17 protein-coding genes and 1 pseudogene are annotated in these 18,058 nt (G+C 70.1%); 8 read left to right on the forward strand and 10 right to left on the reverse strand.

The genetic code is table 11. From position 1 onward, the window contains the following. Window positions 1–53: 53 nt before the first annotated feature. Window positions 54–284, reverse strand: a complete 231-nt coding sequence (locus ACFU6I_RS34270) for a DUF6243 family protein (protein WP_384373989.1) — start codon at window positions 282–284, stop codon at window positions 54–56. A gap of 310 nt (window positions 285–594) precedes the next feature. On the opposite strand from ACFU6I_RS34270, the pseudogene ACFU6I_RS34275 reads away from it, so the two are divergent. Beyond that, window positions 595–1,591, forward strand: a pseudogene (locus tag ACFU6I_RS34275) (aldo/keto reductase). Window positions 1,592–1,671: 80 nt separating this feature from the next. Then, window positions 1,672–2,256, forward strand: coding sequence for a TetR/AcrR family transcriptional regulator (locus ACFU6I_RS34280; RefSeq protein WP_384373923.1), 585 nt, complete (start codon window positions 1,672–1,674; stop codon window positions 2,254–2,256). Between the two features lie 38 nt (window positions 2,257–2,294). On the opposite strand, the gene ACFU6I_RS34285 is transcribed toward ACFU6I_RS34280, so the two are convergent. Together ACFU6I_RS34285 and ACFU6I_RS34290 are read right to left on the reverse strand one after the other, a co-directional pair. Next, complete coding sequence (locus ACFU6I_RS34285) at window positions 2,295–2,498, reverse strand: hypothetical protein (RefSeq protein ID WP_384373926.1); 204 nt, start codon at window positions 2,496–2,498, stop codon at window positions 2,295–2,297. Window positions 2,499–2,607: 109 nt separating this feature from the next. Next, window positions 2,608–3,990 (reverse strand): glycine--tRNA ligase, encoded by a 1,383-nt coding sequence (locus tag ACFU6I_RS34290; RefSeq protein ID WP_384373929.1) that lies wholly within the window; start codon window positions 3,988–3,990, stop codon window positions 2,608–2,610. A gap of 208 nt (window positions 3,991–4,198) precedes the next feature. Between ACFU6I_RS34290 and ACFU6I_RS34295 the strand changes: the two genes are divergently transcribed. The 4 genes from ACFU6I_RS34295 (at window position 4,199) to ACFU6I_RS34310 (ending at window position 7,384) form a co-directional block, all read left to right on the forward strand. Continuing rightward, on the forward strand, window positions 4,199–5,152 hold the full coding sequence (locus tag ACFU6I_RS34295) for a metal ABC transporter substrate-binding protein (protein ID WP_384373932.1): 954 nt from the start codon (window positions 4,199–4,201) through the stop codon (window positions 5,150–5,152). 38 nt (window positions 5,153–5,190) lie between these two features. Beyond that, complete coding sequence (locus ACFU6I_RS34300; protein WP_384373934.1) at window positions 5,191–5,973, forward strand: metal ABC transporter ATP-binding protein; 783 nt, start codon at window positions 5,191–5,193, stop codon at window positions 5,971–5,973. Between the two features lie 2 nt (window positions 5,974–5,975). Continuing rightward, window positions 5,976–6,884: a metal ABC transporter permease gene (locus tag ACFU6I_RS34305; protein WP_384373937.1), complete on the forward strand. Its 909-nt coding sequence runs from the start codon at window positions 5,976–5,978 to the stop codon at window positions 6,882–6,884. Window positions 6,885–6,949: 65 nt separating this feature from the next. Further along, window positions 6,950–7,384: a transcriptional repressor gene (locus ACFU6I_RS34310; protein ID WP_037698100.1), complete on the forward strand. Its 435-nt coding sequence runs from the start codon at window positions 6,950–6,952 to the stop codon at window positions 7,382–7,384. Between the two features lie 338 nt (window positions 7,385–7,722). Here ACFU6I_RS34310 and ACFU6I_RS34315 read toward each other — a convergent pair whose 3' ends face one another. The 7 genes from ACFU6I_RS34315 to leuA all read right to left on the reverse strand — a co-directional run bounded on the left by ACFU6I_RS34315 (window position 7,723) and on the right by leuA (window position 16,294). Further along, on the reverse strand, window positions 7,723–8,550 hold the full coding sequence (locus ACFU6I_RS34315; RefSeq protein ID WP_384373940.1) for an isoprenyl transferase: 828 nt from the start codon (window positions 8,548–8,550) through the stop codon (window positions 7,723–7,725). 27 nt (window positions 8,551–8,577) lie between these two features. Further along, window positions 8,578–9,324 carry a DNA repair protein RecO gene (gene recO / locus ACFU6I_RS34320; protein ID WP_345519400.1) on the reverse strand — a complete coding sequence of 249 codons (747 nt, stop codon included), beginning with the start codon at window positions 9,322–9,324 and terminating at the stop codon, window positions 8,578–8,580. 72 nt (window positions 9,325–9,396) lie between these two features. Next, the gene (locus tag ACFU6I_RS34325; protein WP_384373943.1) at window positions 9,397–10,080 is read right to left on the reverse strand and encodes a response regulator; all 684 of its coding nucleotides are present in this window, start codon (window positions 10,078–10,080) and stop codon (window positions 9,397–9,399) included. Next, window positions 10,077–11,294, reverse strand: coding sequence for a sensor histidine kinase (locus ACFU6I_RS34330; RefSeq protein ID WP_384373946.1), 1,218 nt, complete (start codon window positions 11,292–11,294; stop codon window positions 10,077–10,079). Before ACFU6I_RS34330 ends, ACFU6I_RS34325 begins: the two co-directional genes overlap by 4 nt. A 32-nt stretch (window positions 11,295–11,326) precedes the next feature. After that, complete coding sequence (locus ACFU6I_RS34335) at window positions 11,327–13,369, reverse strand: MMPL family transporter (protein ID WP_384373992.1); 2,043 nt, start codon at window positions 13,367–13,369, stop codon at window positions 11,327–11,329. A 218-nt stretch (window positions 13,370–13,587) separates the two neighbouring features. Next, the gene (locus ACFU6I_RS34340; RefSeq protein WP_384373949.1) at window positions 13,588–14,292 is read right to left on the reverse strand and encodes a TerB family tellurite resistance protein; all 705 of its coding nucleotides are present in this window, start codon (window positions 14,290–14,292) and stop codon (window positions 13,588–13,590) included. Between the two features lie 214 nt (window positions 14,293–14,506). Continuing rightward, window positions 14,507–16,294: a 2-isopropylmalate synthase gene (leuA, locus tag ACFU6I_RS34345; RefSeq protein WP_384373952.1), complete on the reverse strand. Its 1,788-nt coding sequence runs from the start codon at window positions 16,292–16,294 to the stop codon at window positions 14,507–14,509. 294 nt (window positions 16,295–16,588) lie between these two features. Between leuA and ACFU6I_RS34350 the strand changes: the two genes are divergently transcribed. Together ACFU6I_RS34350 and ACFU6I_RS34355 are read left to right on the forward strand one after the other, a co-directional pair. After that, window positions 16,589–17,665, forward strand: coding sequence for a M4 family metallopeptidase (locus ACFU6I_RS34350; RefSeq protein ID WP_345519389.1), 1,077 nt, complete (start codon window positions 16,589–16,591; stop codon window positions 17,663–17,665). 117 nt (window positions 17,666–17,782) lie between these two features. Beyond that, on the forward strand, window positions 17,783–18,049 hold the full coding sequence (locus tag ACFU6I_RS34355) for a protealysin inhibitor emfourin (protein WP_376662844.1): 267 nt from the start codon (window positions 17,783–17,785) through the stop codon (window positions 18,047–18,049). Window positions 18,050–18,058: the final 9 nt, after the last annotated feature.

Here is an 18,058-nt window from a genome sequence, read left to right on the forward strand (position 1 = left end):
ACGGGGCAAAGCCTGCCGGGAGGGGCACCCGTCGTACGGGCGTCGAGAAGGCGTCAGCTCTGCGCCGCCGAGTCGCCCTCGCGGTTCGACGTCGCGGCATCGGCGGACGCCGGGGCCTGCCCGGACCCGGTGCGCTCGCGCATCTTGCGCAGCAGCTCCTGCTTCTGGTCGTCCGCGGTCCTGCGGTCGGCGTTGCGCGCGCTGCCCGCGCCGTGCTGATCGACACGGGACAGCTTCTTGCGCTGTCCGCCGACACCGAGAAGGTTGTTGCGGCTCTTGGCCACGGGGTTCTCCCATTCGTGGTGAGACGTCATGAGACGTGAGGTCGTGAGCGACCTGGAATCGATCCGGTGGGCGACGGGCGATCGAGCCCGCCGCGCTCTCACTCGTAGATCTGGAAGAACGAAGACATACGGGAACCGTACCCGGCCGCACCGGCCGCAGCACCCGGTTTTCGGCCCCCTCGTGCGACGCACCACAGAACAGTGAACTGACAGATATTGAAATCTGTCATTCCCTATGCCATGGTTGTGCCACAACCCATCCCTCTCCTGTCCTCCACGCGCACTTTCTTCTTCTCCACGGGAGTCCCTCATGACCGCCACCCGCACGCTCGGCTCCACCGGCCCACAGGTCTCCGCTCTGGGACTCGGCTGCATGGGCATGTCCGCGCTGTACGGCGAGAGCGACCGCGCCGAGTCGATCGCCACCATCCACGCCGCGCTCGACGCGGGCATCAACCGGTGATTTCTACGGCATGGGCCATAACGAACTACTGATCAACGAGGCGCTGCGCACCGCCCCCGGCGCCGTCCGCGAACAGGCGCTGACCAGCGTGAAGTTCGGCGCACTGCGCACGGTCGAAGGTGCTTTCACGGGGTACGACGGCCGGCCTGCCGCCGTGAAGAACTTCGCCGCCTACTCGCTCCAGCGGCTCGGCACCGACCACATCGACATCTACCGGATCGCCCGCGTCGATCCCGATGTCCCGATCGAGGAGACCGTCGGCGCCATCGCCGAGCTGGTCGAGGCCGGCCATGTCCGCCACATCGGCCTGTCCGAGGTCGGCGCGGACACGATCCGGCGGGCGGCGGCCGTGGCCCCGATCTCCGATCTGCAGATCGAGTACTCGCTGATCTCCCGGTCCGTCGAGGACGCGATCCTGCCGGTCTGCCGTGAACTGGGTATCGGCGTCACGGCGTACGGGGTGCTGTCGCGCGGCCTGATCAGCGGGCACTTCAGCCGTGACCGCGAGCTGGCCCCGGGCGACTTCCGGGCCATGAGCCCGCGCTTCCAGGGCGGGAACCTCCAGCACAACCTCGACCTGGTCGACGCCCTGCGCAAGATCGCCGAGCAGAAGGGCGTCTCGGTCGCCCAGATCGCCATCGCCTGGGTGCTCGGCCGGGGTGCGGACATCGTGCCGCTTGTCGGCGCCCGCCGCCGCGACCGGCTCACCGAGGCCCTCGGCGCCCTGGATGTCACGCTGGACGCCGCCGACCTCGCCGCGATCGAGAAGGCTGTCCCGGCAGGTGCGGCCGCCGGTGCGCGCTACCCGGAGAACCAGATGGCCCACCTCGACAGCGAGCGCTGAGCTCCGGGTACGGTCGTCGGGGTGCGGCCCCCGCAGGGCAGCTCCCCGAACGGTGCCCTCCGAAAGGCAGCACAGACACCATGACGCCAGCCGACCCGCTGACCCCCGAGCGCATCCTCGAAGCCACCGAGGACGTGCTGCGCCGCTACGGCCCCGCCAAGGCGACGGTGGTCGACGTGGCCCGCGCGCTCGGCGTCAGCCACGGCAGCGTCTACCGCCACTTCCGTACGAAGGCGGCGCTGCGCGAGGCGGTGACGGCCCGCTGGCTGACCCGGACCGAGGTGACCCTCACCGAGATCATCAGCGCTTCGACGGAACCCGCCCCGTCGAAGCTGCGGCACTGGCTGGCGACGCTGTTCGAGTCCAAGCGCCACAAGGCGGGTGACGACCCCGAGCTGTTCGCGACCTACATCGTGCTGACCGGGGAGAGCACGGTCGTCGAGGAGCACGTCCGCGAACTGGTCGGCCAGCTGCGGGAGATCATCGAGGAGGGCGTGCGCAGCGGGCAGTTCGCGGTGGATGATGCGGCGGTCGCCGCGCAGGCGGTCTTCGACGCGACGGCGCGCTTCCACGACCCGGCGTACGCCGCCGAGTGGCAGACCCCCGCCATCGGTGCCGAGTTCACAGCCGTGTCGGACCTGCTGCTGCGCGGCCTGCGCGCCTGACAGCCCCGCACACAGGGGCGGGTCACGCCGGGCGGCCGTCAGGCCGTCGGATCGATCGTCGCCTGATGGATCCGGGCCAGGTGTTCCTCGGCCTTGAGCCAGGGCAGGAACTGCACGCCCCTGCGCCAGTCGCACGTGTCGCAGCTCAGTTGCCGCTGTATCCCCGACTTCCGTACATGGACGACATGTTCACGGCCGTGCTGATCCCATCGGCTGACCTTGCTCGTGGTCATGGACGGCATCCGAGCCTCCTGTTGACGCATGGTCGCGTGGTCGCGTGGTGCCCAGTGTGCAACGAAGCCCCCGGTTCCGTACGAGGAACCGGGGGCTTCGCGGTGGAACCGTAATGCGTCAGCAGCCGAGCAGACGGGCGCCGAGGTACGCCTGGATCTGGTCCAGCGAGACGCGCTCCTGCTTCATGGTGTCGCGCTCGCGCACCGTCACCGCGTTGTCGTCGAGGGTGTCGAAGTCGACGGTGACGCAGAACGGCGTACCGATCTCGTCCTGGCGGCGGTAGCGGCGGCCGATGGCGCCCGCGTCATCGAACTCGATGTTCCAGTTCTTCCGCAGGTCGGTGGCGAGGCCCTTGGCCTTCGGCGACAGCTGCGGGTTGCGGGACAGCGGCAGCACCGCGACCTTGACCGGCGCGAGGCGCGGGTCGAGGCGCATCACGGTGCGCTTCTCCATGACGCCCTTGGCGTTGGGCGCCTCGTCCTCGATGTAGGCGTCGAGGAGGAAGGCGAGCATCGACCGGCCGACACCGGCCGCGGGCTCGATGACGTACGGAGTCCAGCGCTCGCCGGCCTCCTGGTCGAAGAACGACAGGTCCGTGCCGGAAGCGGCGGAGTGGGCCTTGAGGTCGTAGTCCGTGCGGTTGGCGACGCCCTCCAGCTCGCCCCACTCGCTGCCGCCGAAGCGGAAGCGGTACTCGATGTCAGCGGTGCGCTTGGAGTAGTGGGAGAGCTTCTCCTTCGGGTGCTCGAACCACCGCATGTTCTCCTCGCGCAGACCCAGGTCCGTGTACCAGTTCCAGCGCTGCTCCATCCAGTACTCGTGCCACTGCTCGTCCTCGCCCGGCTTGACGAAGAACTCCATCTCCATCTGCTCGAACTCGCGGGTGCGGAAGATGAAGTTGCCCGGGGTGATCTCGTTCCGGAAGGACTTGCCCATCTGCGCGATACCGAACGGCGGCTTCTTGCGCGAGGTCTGCTGCACCTGACCGAAGTTGGTGAAGATGCCCTGCGCGGTCTCGGGCCGCAGGTAGGCGACCGAGCCGGAGTCCTGGGTCGGGCCGAGGTGCGTGGAGAGCAGGCCCGAGAACTGCTTGGGCTCGGTGAAGGTGCCCTTGTTGCCGCAGTTGGGGCAGTTCAGGTCGGCGAGGCCGTTGACGGGCGCCTTGCCGTGCTTCTCCTCGTACGCCTCTTCCAGGTGGTCCGCGCGGAAGCGCTTGTGACAGGAGGTGCACTCGGTCAGCGGGTCGGTGAACGTGGCGACGTGGCCGGAGGCGACCCACACCTCGGGGGCCAGGACGACCGACGAGTCGAGACCGACCACGTCCTCGCGCGAAGTGACCATGTAGCGCCACCACTGGCGCTTGAGGTTCTCCTTCATCTCCACGCCCAGCGGCCCGTAGTCCCAGGCGGCCTTCTGGCCACCGTAGATCTCACTGCAGGGGTAAACGAAGCCACGGCGCTTGCTCAGGCTGACGATGGAGTCGATCTTGTCGGCGGCCACGGTGCTCTCTTCATTACGACGACGAATTTGGACAGGGGTGGCGCGAAGCGCCTCGGTGGGGGGTAGCGGTCGGGAGACGGGCGGGCGAATGCTTCAGATTACCGGCGGGCACGCCCTCCGGATCAAATCGGTGCGCGGACAGCTCACCCGGTGGCCATCCCATCGGGCTTGTTGACAATCGTTTCCAGTTTTGTTGAAAATGACTGTCATGAACGTACGCCGCCTCATACCCACCGCTGTCGTCGCCGGAGCAGTCGCCCTCGGGCTCACGGCCCTCTCCGCCTGCTCCACGTCGGACGCCGCCGACCGCAAGCCCGGCGACAAGCTGAATGTGGTGGCGTCGTTCTATCCCATGCAGTTCCTTGCCGAGGAGATCGGCGGGACCCACGTCTCGGTCAGCACGCTGACCAAGCCGGGTGTCGAACCGCATGACCTGGAGCTCAGTCCTCGGCAGATCGGCGGACTCGGCGACGCCGACTACATCCTCTACCTCAAGGGTATCCAGCCCGCTGTCGACGACGCGATCAAGCTGTCCGAGTCGACCCACAGCGTCGACGCGGCGAAGCTGACCACGCTGGAGGACCACGGCACCGAGACCGGCGGCGACGAACACGGCCACGAGCACGAGGGCGAGGGCGCCGGGGCCGACCCGCACATCTGGCTGGACCCGGTGAAGTACGCCGAGGTCGCCAAGGGCGTCGGCGCGTCCCTGGAGAAGACCGACCCCGGCCACGCCGCGGACTACCGCAAGAACACGGACGCCCTGGTCAAGAGGCTCGACACGCTGAACACGGCGTACGAGACGGGCCTGCGGAACACCGCCACCAAGACGTTCATCACCACCCACTCCGCCTTCGGCTACCTCGCCGAGCGCTATGGCCTGGTCCAGGAGGGCATCGCCGGCATCGACCCCGAGGCCGAGCCCAGCCCCGCCCGGATCCAGGAGATCCACACCATCGCGGAGAAGAGCAAGGCCACCACCGTCTTCTTCGAGACCCTCGCCAGCGACAAGACCGCGAAGACCGTCGCGACGGACACCGGTCTGAGGACCGACGTCCTCGACCCGCTCGAGGGAATCACCGACAAGTCCAAGGGCGATAACTACTTCGAGGTCATGCAGTCCAACCTCGCCGCCCTCCAGAAGGCGCTCGGCGCGAAGTGACCCTCGTAACACCCGCCACAGCAGCATCGGAGGCGCTCATGCCCGAGCCCGAGAGCACCCAGCCCGACCCCGTGATAGCCCTGCGCGGAGCCACCGCGACCCTCGGCGCGCGCCCCGTGCTGCGTGGCATCGACCTGACCGTGCACCGCGGCGAGGTCGCCGCCCTGCTCGGCGCCAACGGCTCCGGCAAGTCCACCGCCGTCCGGTCCGTCATCGGCCAGGTCCCGCTCACCGGCGGCTCGGTCGAGCTGTTCGGCACCCCCCTGCGCCGCTTCCGCAGCTGGGCACGGATCGGCTACGTACCGCAGCGCACCACGGCGGCCAGCGGGGTCCCCGCCACCATCCGCGAGGTCGTCTCCGCCGGGCGGCTGTCCCGTACGAAGCTGGGGCTGCTCCGCAAGGCGGACCGGGCCGCCGTCGACCGCGCCATCGCGCTCGTCGGCCTCGCCGACCGGGCCGGGGACTCGGTGAGCGCGCTCTCCGGCGGTCAGCACCAGCGGGTACTGATCGCGCGGGCGCTCGCCGCCGAGCCCGAGCTGCTGATCATGGACGAGCCCATGGCCGGCGTCGACCTGGCCAGCCAGGAGATCCTCGCCGAGACACTGCGCGAGCAGGTGGCGGCCGGTACCACCGTGCTGCTCGTCCTGCACGAGCTGGGCCCGCTGGAACCCCTCATCGACCGCGCGATCGTCCTCCGCGACGGCTGTGTGATGCATGACGGGCCGCCCCCGAAGGAAGTCGGCCAGCACGCGCTGCCCGGCCACGACCACGTACACCCCCATGCGGCTTCCGAGCCCGTCCGGACGGGACTGCTGACCTGATCATGGAATTCCTCCAGCCCCCCTTCATGCAGCGGGCCCTGCTCGCCGCCGTACTGGTCGGCGTCATCGCCCCCGCCGTCGGCATCTACCTCGTGCAGCGCCGCCAGGCCCTGATGGGCGACGGCATCGGCCACATCGCGATGACCGGTGTCGGTCTCGGCTTCCTGCTCTCCACCAGCCCGGTCTGGATGGCCACGGCCGTCGCCGTCGTCGGCTCGATCGTCATGGAACTGGTCCGCTGGTACGGACGCACGCGCGGCGACATCGCGCTGGCCATGCTCTTCTACGGCGGCATGGCGGGCGGTGTGCTGCTGATCAATCTCTCCGACACCGGCTCCAACGCCAACCTCACCTCGTACCTCTTCGGCTCCCTCTCCACGGTCTCGTCCGAGGACATCACCGCGATCTGCCTGCTCGCCGCCTTCGTGCTGCTGGTGACACTGGGGCTGCGGCGCCAGCTGTTCGCGGTCAGTCAGGACGAGGAGTTCGCGCGGGTCACCGGGCTGCCGGTGCGCGCACTCAATCTGCTGATCGCCGTCACGGCGGCGGTGACCGTCACCGTGGCGATGCGGGTCGTCGGTCTGCTGCTGGTCAGCGCGCTGATGGTGGTCCCGGTCGCCGCGGCGCAACAGATCTCGAAGTCCTTCAAGGTCACGTTCGTGCTGTCCGTCGTCATCGGTACGGCGGTGACCCTGGCCGGCACCGTGACCTCCTACTACCAGGACGTACCGCCCGGTGCGACCATCGTGCTGCTGGCCATCGGCGTCTTCGTCGTGCTGACCCTGCTCGCCACGCCGCTGGCCAGAAGGCGCGCCCGCAGCAGCGACGCGGTCTCGGCGGAGTGCACCCTGGAAGGGGAGACTCCGGAAGTACCGGCTGCCCGCCCGGCCACGGACGGCGTCCGGGTCTGACCCCGACGCCGGGGCGGGCTGGCACAATGGCCCGACACATGTACGGGCGACACGAGGAGGCACCTGTGGCGACGGCGCCGATCAGTGGAACGAACGCAGCCCCGGTACGCGGCCGGTCGACCCGGCAGCGGGCCGCGGTGGCGGCGGCGCTCGACGAGGTGGACGAGTTCCGCAGCGCCCAGGAGCTGCACGACGTACTCAAGCACCGCGGTGACTCGGTCGGGCTGACCACCGTCTACCGCACCCTGCAGTCCCTCGCCGACGCGGGCGAGGTGGACGTCCTGCGCACGACGGACGGTGAGTCCGTCTACCGGCGCTGCTCGACCGGCGAGCACCACCACCATCTGGTGTGCCGGGTCTGCGGCAAGGCGGTCGAGGTCGAGGGTCCCGCGGTGGAGCAGTGGGCGGAGACGATCGCTTCGCAGCACGGGTTCGTGAATGTGGCGCACACGGTGGAGGTCTTCGGTACGTGTGCGGAGTGCGCGACAGCGACGGGCTGACCCTCCGTGGCCGGGGGCGCGGCCCCCGCTCCTCGATGACCGGAGAGGCTTGATTTTTCCCGCGTCGGCCGGCGGTCGAAGATCTCGGCAGCAGCGGCACCGGTACGTCGGTGCCGCTCACCGGGGACAGTGCGGTGGCCACGACGGCACACCCCGTCGCAGCCGCCCCCGGAATCCTGCAGCCGGCCCGCCGCACCGATCCGGTTGCGTGCGCGGAGCGCCGCCGAGCAGTCCCGCAGCGCCGGCCGGTATCTCAGCTCGACCGCACTGTGCACGGTCCCCCGCCGCGCTCACGGCCCCTCTCCCGGGTGGGAGGAGCCGTGAGCGCACCGGCAGGGTCAGACCGTCGGTTCGGTCTTTTCCGCCGCCTCCTCCGCGCCGCCGAAACGCCGGTCGCGCTGGGCGTACTCCAGGCAGGCCCGCCACAGGTCACGGCGGTCGAAGTCCGGCCACAACACGTCCTGGAAGACCATCTCGGCGTACGCGCTCTGCCAGATCAGGTAGTTGGAGGTGCGCTGCTCGCCACTGGGGCGGACGAAGAGGTCCACGTCCGGCATGTCCGGGTAGTAGATGTACTTCGCGAAGGTCTTCTCGTTGACCTTCGCGGGGTCCAGCTTTCCGGCGGCGACGTCCTCCGCGATGCGCTGCGCGGCGTCGGCGATCTCGGCCCGGCCGCCGTAGTTGACGCAGAAGTACAGCGTCATCCTGTCGTTGTCCTTGGTCTGCTCCTGGGCGACCTGGAGCTCCTGGACGACGGACTTCCACAGCTTCGGCATCCGGCCCACCCAACGGATGCGGATCCCCAGTTCGTCCATCTCGTCGCGGCGGCGGCGGATGACGTCCCGGTTGAAGTTCATCAGGAACTTCACTTCCTCCGGGGAGCGCTTCCAGTTCTCGGTGGAGAACGCGTACAGCGAGAGGTTCTTGACGCCCATCTCGATGCAGCCCTTGAGGACGTCCATGACGACGCCCTCACCGACCTTGTGGCCCTCGGTGCGCGGCAGACCCCGCTCCTTGGCCCAGCGGCCGTTCCCGTCCATGACGACGGCGACGTGCTTGGGCACCAGCTCGCCGGGGATCTTCGGGGGCGTGGCGCCCGAGGGGTGCGGCTCGGGGGTCTTGTACGTGCGCCGGTTACGGCCACCGAGGATCCCGCGTACTGCCATGAGCTGTCTCGTCTCCCTGTGCCTGTGTTACTTCTCTACGTATCGCAGCGAGCGCAGTCCGCGCTCCAGATGCCAGTGCAGATAGGCGGACACCAGCCCGCTCCCCTCCCTGACATGCCGCGCCTCGCACGCGTCCGCCGTCTCCCAGTCACCGGTGAGCAGCGCGCTCAGCAGGGCGACGGCCTCAGCTGAGGGTACGACGCTGCCGGGCACCCGGCAGTCGCCGCATATGACGCCGCCCGCCGCGACGGAGAAGAACCGGTTCGGACCGGGCATTCCGCACCTCGCGCAGTCCTCGAAGCTGGGTGCGTAGCCGTTGACCGCGAGGGAACGCAGCAGGAAGGCGTCGAGGATCAGGCTCGGGGCATGCTCCCCGCGGGCGAGGGTGCGGAGCCCTCCGACGAGCAGCAGGTACTGCTGGACCGCGGGCTCGCCCTCGTGGTCGGTGAAGCGCTCGGCGGTCTCCAGCATCGCGGTGCCCGCGGTGTACCGGGCGTAGTCGGTGACGATGCCGCCCCCGTACGGCGCGATGGTCTCGCTCTGGGTGCAGAGGGGCAGCCCGCGGCCGATCAGCTCGCTGCCGCGGGCGAAGAACTGCACGTCCACATGGGAGAACGGTTCGAGGCGGGCGCCGAACTTGGACTTCGTACGCCGCACCCCGCGCGCGACGGCCCGCACCCGGCCGTGGCCGCGGGTCAGGATCGTGATGATCCGGTCGGCCTCGCCCAGTTTCTGCGTGCGCAGCACCACGCCGTCGTCCCGGAACAAGCTCATGCGCCCATTGTCCTGTACCCGGCCACCGGAGCGGGCCCTCCCCCGAAGACCGTCCGCGACGGGCGCCCCGGTTCAGCTTCCGTCGGCCGCGCCGCCGGCCGGTACCGCGAGCCCCGACTCGTACGCCACGATGACCAGCTGCGCCCGGTCCCGGGCGTCCAGTTTGCCCATGATCCGGCTGACGTGGGTCTTGGCGGTGAGCGGGCTGAGCCCGAGGGCCTCGGCGATTTCGGTGTTGTTGAGTCCGCGCGCGACCAGGCCGAGCACCTGCCGTTCCCGGTCCGAGAGGCAGTCCGGACCGCCCGGGGCGCCCCGGAACGGCAGCTCGGGCCCGCGCAGCACACGGGAGATCAGCCGGGCGGTCGGGCCGGGTGAGAGCAGGGCATCGCCCGCGGACACCGTTCTGATCGCGGCGAGTAGTTCGGCGGGCCGGGTGTCCTTGACCAGGAAGCCCGAGGCGCCCGCGCGCAGCGCCTCGACGACATGCTCGTCGGTGTCGTACGTGGTCAGGACCAGTACCTTCACACCGGCGAGCTCCCCGTCGGCGGCGATCAGCCGGGTCGCCTCGATGCCGTCGAGCTCCGGCATGCGGATGTCCATGACGACGATGTCGGGCCGGTGCGTGCGGGCCAGGTCGACCGCTTCGAGGCCGGTGCCCGCCTGCGCCACGACCTCCATGTCGGACGCCGACTCGACGAGCATCGCGAACGCCGCCCGGACAAGGGTCTGGTCGTCGGCGAGCAGTACGCGGATCATGGCGCGGTCTCCCCCTCGTGGCAGGGCAGCACCGCCGCGACCTCGAAGCCCCCGGCCGGGCCCGGCCCGGCCGTCAGCGTGCCGCCGGTGCTGCGTGCGCGTTCGCGCATCCCGACTATGCCGAACCCGGGTGCCGAGCCGTTCGCCCGGGGTCCTGCGCCGTCGTCGGTGACCTTGACGCTCAGTGCGCCGCGGCCGTCGGGTTCGACGGCCACCGTGATCCGTACCTCGGGTCCGGCGTGGCGCAGGGCGTTGGTCAGCGACTCCTGCACGATCCGGTACGCGGCCGCGCCGGTTGCCGGGGCCACCCTGCTGCCCGGCGTGCGGACGGCCAGGTCGACCCGGGCCCCGGCGGCCTCCGCGGCCCGCACGAGACCGGGCAGCGCCGCCAGGTCCGGCAGCGGTCCGTCGGACTCGTGTCCGTCGCCACGCAGCACCTGCAGGGTGGTGCGCAGTTCGGCGCGTGCCTCCCGGCAGGTGTCGGCTATGTCCTCCAGCGACCGGGCGACCGCCTGCCGGTCGAGCCGGTCCGGGTCGACGGTCAGGATGTGCGAGGCCACCGAGGTCCGGACGCCGATCAGCGTGATGCTGTGGGCCAGCAGATCGTGCAGGTCGCGGGCGATCCGCAGCCGCTCCTCGGCGACCCGGCGCCGGGCCTCCTCCTCCCGGGTCCGTTCGGCGCGTTCGGCGCGCTCCAGCACGGAGGCGACGTACTGGCGGTAGATGCGCACATCGACACCGCAGAACAGCACGGCGATGATCCACCCGGAGATCCGCAGCAGCTGCAGGCCTTCATGGGTGTTGATGGTGAGCACCACCGTCACCATGACGGAGAGCACACCGATCCCGGTCAGCAGCGTGCGCAGCGGCCGCCCGGTCACCGCCACCGTGTAGAGGGCGATCCAGGTCTGCGGCATCGGTGCCGAGTGCGCGTTGTCGAGCGCGTGGTACGGCACCAGGATCGGGATCATGGCGAGCAGGGCGAGCAGTGGGCTGCGCCGCCGCCACACGATCGGTACGGCGCTCGCCATCAGCAGCACCCAGCCGAGCGCGTCCGGCGTCCGCGCCTGGTCGGTGGTGAGGGCGAGGACGGCGGAGAGCGCACCGGCGCCCCCCGCGACGAGGGCGTCGGTGCGCGTCCTGTGCGGTGCGTGCAGGGGGTCACGGTTGACGACCGCCAGGATGCGTTCGCGCCGGCGCGTGGATCGGGACACGCCGCCATCCTCCGGCACGCGCACGGGCACCGTCACCGGTTCCGTACGAGTTCGGGCTCGCGCGGCCCGGGGACGGCGGGCGTCCGGCTGAGCTTCCCCGGCCACCAGATGGTGCGCTGGAGTGCCACGCTCGCCGAGGTGACGAGGTAGGTGCGGACGAGGAAGGTGTCGAGGAGGACACCGACCGCGATGACGAAGCCCATCTCGACCAGGCTGACCATCGGCATGTTCGTCAGGACGGCAAAGGTGGCCGCGAGCACCAGTCCGGCCGAGGCGATCACGCCGCCGGTGGCGCGCAGGGCGGTGAGTGCGGCGGCGGTCGGTTCGGCGCCGGAGAGCGCCTCCTCGCGGACCCGGTGCATCAGGAAGATGCCGTAGTCGACGCCGAGCGCCACCAGGAAGACGAAGGAGAGCAGCGGCAGTCCGGGATCGGCGCCCTTCAGTCCGAGGACCGGTTCGAAGACCAGCCCGCCGATGCCGAGGGCGGCGCCCCAGACGGCGACGACTGCGGCGACGAGCAACAGCGGGGCGACGATGCTGCGCAGCAGCGCGATCAGGATCAGCAGGACGGAGAGGAGGACGAGCGGGACGACGATCTTCAGGTCCCGGGCGTCGGCCGTCTCCAGGTCCATCTGCTGGGCGCTGGGACCACCGACATGGCTGCCGTCCAGTCCGTCGCGCAGGGCCTTGATGGTGGCGTGTTCGCCCGCGGACTCGGGGGCGTCCGTCGCGGCGACGGAGAGTTCGGTCCAACCGCCGCCGCTGCGGCCTCGTTCGACGGCGGCGACACCGTCGGTGGCGCCGGCCTTCGCCATGGTCTCGGCCACCCGATCGGTGGGGGCGATCACGGTGATCGGCTGGGTGGACCGCTCGGGGTAGGCGGCGGCGAGTGTCTCCATCGCGGAGATCGAGTCCGGTTTGCTGGTGAAGGAGTCCTCCTGCTTCAGGGCTCCGGGCAGGTTGAACGCGCCGAGCGCGAGCGCCCCCAGCAGCACACCGCCGCAGGCGAGTACGGCGACGGGCCGGCGTCCGGCCGAGCTGCCCATCGCGGCGAACAGTGAACGCCGTTGCCCGGGCGTGCTGCCGTACGCGGGGACGAGTGGCCAGAACACCCGGCGGCCCAGCAGGACCAGGAGCGCGGGCAGCAGCGTCAGCATGGCGAGCAGCGCACAGAGTACGCCGACAGCGGCGATGGGGCCCATGCCTCGGCTGCTGGTGAGGTCGGCGGCGAGCAGGCACAGGAGGCCCGCGGCGACGGTGCCGGAGGAGGCGAGGACGGCGGGTCCGCAGCCGCGCAGGGCGGCGGCCATGGCGTCGTACGGCCGTGCGGCGCGGCTCAGTTCCTCGCGGTAGCGGGAGACGAGCAGCAGCGCGTAGTCGGTGCCCGCGCCGAAGACGAGGATGGTCATCACGGCGGAGCTCTGACCGGTGACGGTGACGTCGAAGCCCCGGTTGAGCCCGTAGACGACGGCCATGGACAGCGCGTCGGCGACGCCCGCGACGACGAGCGGCACCAGCCACAGCAGCGGGCTGCGGTAGATGACGATCAGCAGGATCGCCACGACGGCGACGGTCGTGTAGAGCAGCGGTCCGCCCAACGACGTGTAGACCTCCTGGGAGTCGACGATCAGCGCCCCGGGGCCACCCACCTCGACGCTCAGCCCGCCGCCGCCCTTCGCGACGTCGCGCACCTCGTCGACGAACGCCTTCCTGGCCTCGTCGTCCTGGCCGGGCTCCGTCGAGGAGACCGGGTACATCAGCGTCGTACCGTCCTTGGCGGGCACGCCCCTGGGGGTTCCGGTCAGGGTGTGGCCGCCCGCGAGCGCGGCGGCCTGCCGGTCCGCCGTGGCCCGGTCGGCGGCGGTCAGACCGCCGTCGCGGTGGTAGACGAGGACGAGATCGGTGGACTCCCCGCCGGGCAGCGCGTCCTGGATCTTCGCCACCTGCGTGGAGTCGGCGCTCGCCGGCAGATAGTCGACGGCCCGGTTCGTCTGTACGTCGGCGAGCTTGCCCGCCAGGGGCCCGGCGAGCGCGAGCACGGCGACCCAGAGGGCGAGGACCGCCCAGGGCAGCATGCGTCTGCGGCTGCCCGCCCGGGGCGGTGCGCTGCTGTCTTCTGTTACGGCCCTCACCACGGGCCCCCCTTCGGCCGGTTGTCCGGTACGTGTCCAGACTCCCGGCCGCCGGGGGCCGATTCGTCGCGCCGGGGGCCGACTTCGCGGCTACTGCCGGGGTGGGCGAAGAGGCGCCCGTACTCCCGCGGGAGTACGGGCGCGGTGCAAAGCGGCGTATGTCACGAGGGGGTGCGCGCCGCCGCGGCGAGCAGCCGGGCCGTGTCGTCCGGGCGGAGCTGCAGCGCCGCGCCGACCGTGGTGAGCACCTCGCGCTCCGCCTGGCTGTACGGGCCGTCTGCGAGCGCGATCCTGGCGCCCTGCAGGAGGATCGATTCGCGTCCGCCGGGCGCGAGGTGCGGGGCGAGGGGTTCCAGCGCCTCGTGGAGTTCGATGGCGAGGGCGGCGCCGCACGCCTCGGCGGCGGCGTCGAACGCGGAGCCGTGTCCGATGTCGGCGGCGAGGACCTCGACGACGGTGGAGAGCTGGTCCTCGGTGCAGTCGTCGAACCCGGCGCCGCGCACGGTGGCCGCCGCCGTCTCCAACGCGGTACGGGAGGCGGTGCCACCGGCGGCGAGGATGCCGAGCGCGACGATGTGAACGGCGTCCCGGAGCATCGCGGAGAACCGGGTCGTGGTGGGGTGGTCGAGCGCGTCGGTGCCGAAGCGGGTCCGGCAGGCGGCGCATTCGACGACGGGGCCCACGGTGCCGCGGCGCAGCAGTGGCACGCCGAGCACGGCGAAGCGGCGACGGCCGGTGAGACGGCGGTAGTTGCGGTCACCACCGCAGCCGGGGCAGAAGAACTCGCCGTCACCGACGGCGTCCCATATGGTGCGGATGCCGCAGATACGCAGCTTTATGGCGCGTCGTCCCAGGGCTGACCGCACGTCGCACACCTCCGTAACTCCCCCGTAGCCCTAAGGGCACGGGAGGCGCCCCCTCCGGCAACATTGCCGTGTTGACGTGATGTTAACCACAGTCGCAAGGTGACGTCAGCACCTCGCTCGTCACAACCGTCGGGAGATGGCCGAACCCCGCCTCCCCGGAGCGGGTGGGCGGGGTCCGTCGGCCGTGCGGTTCTACGCCCTTTCGGGCGCGGGGTCAGCGGGTCGCGCGGTTGACCGCGGAGACGACCGCCTTCAGCGAGGCCCGCGTGGTGTTGGCGTCGATGCCGATGCCCCACAGGACCTTTCCGTCGATCGCGCACTCGATGTACGAGGCGGCCTGGGCGCTCGCGCCCTCGCTCATCGTGTGCTCGGTGTAGTCCAGCAGACGGGCGTCGATGCCGATGGCCTGCAGCGCTTCGAAGAACGCGGAGATCGGACCGTTGCCGGTACCGGTCAGCACGGTGTCCGTGCCGTCCACGGTCGCGTCGACGGTGATCGTGTCCCGGCCGTCGGAACCGGTCGTGGTCTGACCGGAGCGGATCTGTACGCGCCCCCAGGCGTTCTCGGGGTTGGGCAGGTACTCGTCCTGGAACGTGGACCAGATCTGTGTCGGCGTGACCTCGCCGCCCTCGGCATCGGTCTTGGCCTGAATGATCCGGGAGAACTCGATCTGCATCCGGCGCGGCAGGTCCAGCTTGTGGTCGTTCTTCAGGACGTAGGCGATTCCGCCCTTGCCCGACTGGGAGTTGACCCGGATGACCGCCTCGTACGAGCGGCCGACGTCCTTCGGGTCGATCGGCAGGTACGGCACCGCCCACTCGATGTCGTCGACGGTCTTGCCCTGGGCGGCCGCGTCGGCCTCCATGGCGTCGAAGCCCTTCTTGATGGCGTCCTGGTGGGAGCCGGAGAAGGCGGTGTAGACCAGGTCGCCCGCGTAGGGGTGGCGCGGGTGGACCTCCATCTGGTTGCAGTACTCGCTGGTGCGACGGATCTCGTCGATCTGCGAGAAGTCGATCTGCGGGTCGACACCCTGCGAGAACAGGTTCATGCCCAGCGTCACCAGGTCGACGTTTCCGGTGCGCTCGCCCTGGCCGAACAGGCAGCCTTCGATCCGGTCCGCACCGGCCATGATCGCCAGCTCGGCGGCGGCGACGGCGGTACCGCGGTCGTTGTGCGGGTGGACCGACAGGCAGACGTGCTCGCGGCGCGACAGGTTGCGCGACATCCACTCGAAGCGGTCCGCGTGCGTGGACGGTGTCGATCGCTCCACGGTGGCGGGCAGGTTCAGGATGATCTCGCGGCCCTCCTCGGGCTGCCAGACGTCACAGACGGCCTCGCAGACCTCCAGGGCGAAGTCCAGCTCGGTGTCGGTGAAGATCTCCGGGCTGTACTGGTAGCCGAAGATCGTCTCGTCGCCGAGGATCTTCTCCGCGTACTCCATGACCAGTCGGGTGCCGTCCACCGCGATCTGCTTGACCTGCTCCTTCGAACCGCGGAAGACCACGCGGCGGAAGGTGGGAGCAGTGGCGTTGTACAGGTGCACCGTGGCGCGGTGGGCGCCGCGCAGCGACTCGACGGTCCGCTCGATCAGCTCCTCGCGGGCCTGGGTCAGGACGGAGATCGTCACGTCCTCGGGGATCGCGCCCTCTTCGATGATGGACCGCACGAACGCGAAGTCGGTCTCACCCGAGGACGGGAAGCCGACCTCGATCTCCTTGTACCCCATGCGTACGAGCAGGTCGAACATCTCGCGCTTGCGGGCCGGCGACATCGGGTCGATCAGTGCCTGGTTGCCGTCACGCAGATCGGTGGACAGCCAGCGGGGCGCCACGGTGATCCGGTTGTCCGGCCAGGTGCGGTCGGGGATCTCGACGGCCTCGTACCGGCCGTACTTGTGGACCGGCATCCCGGACGGCTTCTGCAGCTGAGTGGCGTTGGTGATCGGCGTGGGCCGGCCGACGGCGTTCTCGACGGGGGTCTGAGCGGGATTCGCGGCGGTCATGACGTACGGCTCCTCGGGGGCCAGCGGTGGGACGGCCGACTGTGTCGCTGCAACACCAGACTCCGCGGGGAGGGGGTCGGCCTACGACTACAGGCCCTCGCCGCGGCAGCTAAGAAGAAGCAGCCCGAAACGCATGATGCGACGAGACTAACCGAGAGGCGCCTGAGACGTCGGTCGTGTATCAGTATGCGGGACCGGACCTCGGTAACGGGTAAACAGTGATCGATCACTCCATTTGTTCAATCCTGATGGCAAACAGTGACACGGCGATGACACGGTGCCACAGTCGAACTCATGCAGCCTCGACCTCAGCACGGGTTCCAGCCCGTCTTCTGCACGATCGTGCCGCCCCACGTACTCGACAAGCTGTCACAAGCCGACGACCCCGATCTGGCCGGTCCGGCCCGGCGCACCCTGGAGGGCGACGCCGCCCGGCGCACCCGCCGCCAGATGGCCACCCTCGTCACCCCCACACCCGGCCCCGCGACGACGGACCAGCTGTCCGACAAGCCTGAGCGCACGCTCTACGACTGCCGCCACGGCACGCAGCTGCCGGGCTTCAAGGTCCGCGGCGAGGGTGAGGAGCCGACGAGGGACGCGAGCGTCAACCGTGCGTTCGCGGGACTCGGCGCCACCTTCGAACTGCTGCTCACGGCGTACGGCCGCCATTCGATCGACGGCAACGGCCTGCCGCTGATCGGCTCCGTCCACTACGACGAGAAGTACAACAACGCCTTCTTCGACGGCGAGCAGATGGTCTTCGGCGACGGGGACGGGGAGATCTTCCTCGACTTCACCGTCGCCATCGATGTGATCGCCCACGAACTGACGCACGGACTGACCCAGCACACGGCCAACCTGAGCTATTTCGGCCAGTCCGGCGCACTCAACGAGTCCATGTCGGACGTCTTCGGTTCCCTGGTGAAGCAGTACTCACTGGGCCAGACCGCCGACCAGGCGGACTGGCTGATCGGCGCGGGTCTGCTGGCCCCACGGGTGCAGGGTGAGGCGCTGCGGTCGATGAAGGCGCCCGGCACGGCGTACGACGACGATGTGCTCGGCAAGGACCCGCAGCCCGCGTCGATGGAGGACTACATCCACACCACCGAGGACAATGGCGGTGTACACCTCAACTCGGGCATCCCGAACCGCGCCTTCTGTCTGTTGGCCACGGCACTCGGCGGCAACGCGTGGGAGCGGGCGGGACAGCTCTGGTTCGACGTCCTCACGGGCCGCCGCCTGGCCGCGGACGCGGAGTTCACGGACTTCGCCCGCCTGACGGTCGAAGCGGCGAGGGACCGCTTCGGCGAGGGCGACGAGTTGGAGGCGGTACGGAAGGCATGGTCGGAGGTGGGCGTGCCGTCCGCGTAGGCCCGGTCACGGTTCCTGTCCTCGATCGCCGGAACTCGGCCGGAAACAGGTCTCTCCGGCGATTGAGGAGCGGAGTCCGGGGCAGAGCCCGGGAAACAACGCGAGAGGAGTCGAACCATGCGGATCCAGGTCACCCGCACCGGCGGCTTCACCGGCATCGCCCGCCACCGCGAGATCGACACCTCGGGCCTCACCGACGCAGCGGAGTGGGAAGCCCTGGCCGAATCCGCGCTCGCGGCGGGCCACGGCACCCCACCGTCCGGGGTGCCCGACGGCTTCCGGTACCGGATCACGGTCGACGACCGCACCACGCACTGCGCGGATCCGCACCTGACCGACGCCCAGCGCGCACTGATCTCACGCGTCCTCAAGGAGGGCGCGTGAGATCGACGC

Source organism: Streptomyces sp. NPDC057486, from assembly GCF_042802415.1.
Lineage (GTDB): Bacteria > Actinomycetota > Actinomycetes > Streptomycetales > Streptomycetaceae > Streptomyces > Streptomyces yanii.